We start from the raw sequence: 2,858 nt of genomic DNA, 5'->3' as shown, positions 1-2,858 counted from the left end.
GCGGGAGCGGGCCCGTCACCCGCGGGCGACGAGCCCGAGGACGCGCGCGCCGTGGCGGACGCGCTCGTCGACGCCGAGGCGTTCGCGACGCTGCGGCGCGCGGCCGACGACGCCGCGGTCCGGGTGCGCGACGAGCTCGCCCGGGCGGAGGAGCGCGCGAGCGAGGTCGCGGCCGAGCTGCGCGCCGTCGAGCAGGAGACCGCCGACGTCAAGGCCGAGCTCGCGAGCCTCGCCGACCGCCGCTCCAACCTGCCGCGCACCCACCTGGAGGTCCGGGACCGCCTGTGCGCCGGCGTCGGGCTCGCGCCGGCCGACGTGCCGTTCGTGGGCGAGCTGCTCGCCGTGCGGCCCGAGCACGCCGACTGGGAGGGCGTGGCCGAGCGCGTGCTGCGCGGCTTCGCGCTCTCGCTGCTCGTGCCCGCGGCGCACTACGAGGCCGTCGCGGCGTGGGTCGACCGCGAGCACCTCGGGCTGCGGCTCGTCTACCACCGCGTCCCCGAGCGCGTCGCCGCGGTGCGGACCGCGCCGCGCGAGGACGGCGTCCCGCTCCTCGCCGACCTGCTCGACGTGCGCCGCCTCGACGACGCGCCCGCGCTCACCGCCTGGGTCGAGGCCGAGCTCGAGCGCCGCGCCGACCACGCGTGCGCGCCCGACCTCGACGCCTTCCGCCGCCTCCCGCGCGCCGTGACGCGCGCGGGCCAGGTCAAGCACTCCCCGGACCACCACGAGAAGAACGACACGCGCGCCGTCGACGACCGCCGCGGCTTCGTGCTCGGCTGGTCCACCCAGGCCAAGATCGACGCGCTGCTGGAGCAGGCCGCCGAGGTGACGGCGCGGCGCGACGCGCTCGCCCGGCGCCGGGACGAGGCGGCCGCGGCGCGCAGCGCCCTCCAGTCCCGCTCGGCCGCGCTCGGCCGCCTCGACGTCTACCGCGACTGGGACGAGCTCGACCGCGGCGCCGAGTCGGCGCGCATCGCCGAGCTCGCCGAGGAGAAGCGCCGCCTCGAGCAGGCGAGCGACGAGCTCGGCCGGATCGCGGACCTCCTCGCGGACAACGCCCGCCGCCAGGCCGAGCTCGAGGCCGAGCGCGACCGGGTCGTCGCGACGCTCGGCGCCGACCGGCACGCGCTCGACGAGGCGCGGACCGCGCGGGAGCGGGCGCGCGCCGTGCTCGACGGCGCGGGCGAGACCCTCGACGAGGAGACGTCGGCGGCGCTCGCGGCGGAGTTCGACCGGGAGCTCGGCGCGGTCGGCGGTGCCGACGGGCCCACGCGCGCGGCGGACCTCGACGCCGTCGAGAACGCCGTGCGCTCGCGGCTCACCGCGGAGGCCGAGCAGGCGCAGCGCGAGCGCGCCGACCTCGGGACGCGGATCGCGGGCCAGATGGCCTCGTTCCGCTCCGCGTACCCCGTCGAGACGGCGGAGCTCGACGCGGACGTGCGGTCGGCCGACGGCTACCGGGAGATCCACGACCGCCTCGTGCGCGACGACCTGCCGCGGTTCGAGGCCGACTTCAAGGCGTACCTCAACACGAACGCGATCCGCGACATCGCGGGCTTCGCGGCCGAGCTCGCCAAGCAGGCCGACGTCATCCGGGATCGGATCGACACGATCAACGACTCGCTGCGCGCGATCGACTACAACCCGGGTCGGTACATCCGGCTGGAGATGTCGCGCACACCGAACCTCGAGGTGCGCGAGTTCCAGCAGGACCTGCGCGCGTGCACCGACGGCGACGGGATCCTCGCCGAGGACGACCGCGCGCTCGCGGAGGGCGACGGGTCCGTCGGCGACGGCGCGCTCGCGTACTCCGAGGACCGGTTCCTGCGCGTCAAGGCGCTCGTCGAGCGGTTCCGCGGGCGCGAGGGCATGACGGACCTCGACGAGGCGTGGCGCCGCCGCGTGACCGACGTGCGCAACTGGTTCGTGCTCTCCGCGTCGGAGCGCTCGCGCGCCGACGACTCCGAGCACGAGCACTACTCCGACTCGGGCGGGAAGTCCGGCGGGCAGAAGGAGAAGCTCGCGTACACCGTCCTCGCGGCGTCGCTCGCCTACCAGTTCAAGCTCGACTGGGGCGCGGTGCGCTCGACGGCGTTCCGGTTCGTCGTCATCGACGAGGCGTTCGGGCGCGGGTCCGACGAGTCGACGCGGTTCGCGCTCGAGCTGTTCCGCCGCCTCGGGCTGCAGCTCCTCATCGTCACGCCGCTGCAGAAGATCCACGTCATCGAGCCGTACATCTCCGCCGTCGGGTTCGTGGACAACCCGACGGGCCGGTCCTCGCGCCTGCGCACGCTGTCGATCGCGGCGTACCGCGAGGGACGGCCCGCGGGGGACGCCGCGCCGTCGGCCGCCGACCCGGTGCCCGAGCCGGCGGGACGCTGACGAGGCCGCTCGTCGAGGGCGACGCGGTCGGGCCGTTCTCCCCGCCCGCCGACGTCACCGGGGTGGCGGCGCGGGTGGACGATCTCCGTCGCCGTGCCGGCCGACGCAGCTCACGACGACCCGTACGTCGCCACGTGGGCGGCGTCGGTCGAGGTCTTCCCGACGTCTCTCCCGAACGCACACACACGTCCTCTACGGTGGAGGGATGCCCTCCGACCACGCCCCGACCCGACCGCTGACGACCAGCGGCGGGACGGGAACGCGGCCGCTCCCGGCGACGCCGCCGGTCCCGCCGCCCGCACCCGGCGCGGCCGCGCCGACGTCCCCGCAGCCCGCTCCCGCCCCGTCCCCTCCCGTTCCGTATCCGCCGGCCCCCGCCGGGCAGGCGTACGCCGCGCCGTACGCGCCCGGACCGGCGGGAACCGTCGGACCGGGCGGACCGGCACGGTCCGCCGGGGGACCGGCCGCGGCGCCGC

At 76.8% G+C, this 2,858-nt stretch carries 1 protein-coding gene; it reads left to right on the top strand.

Annotation, left to right across the window (positions count from 1 at the left end; translation table 11 throughout):
- On the top strand, positions 1–2,382 hold a 2,382-nt coding region (locus GJV82_RS19055), incomplete at its 5' end, for an ATP-binding protein (protein ID WP_318657847.1).
- Between the last annotated feature and the right edge of the window lie 476 nt (positions 2,383–2,858).

The sequence above is a fragment of the Cellulosimicrobium composti genome, from assembly GCF_009711085.1.
Taxonomy (GTDB): domain Bacteria; phylum Actinomycetota; class Actinomycetes; order Actinomycetales; family Cellulomonadaceae; genus Cellulosimicrobium; species Cellulosimicrobium composti.
Note: the sequence above shows the minus strand (reverse complement) of the source record. Positions and strands in the feature narration are given on the sequence as shown.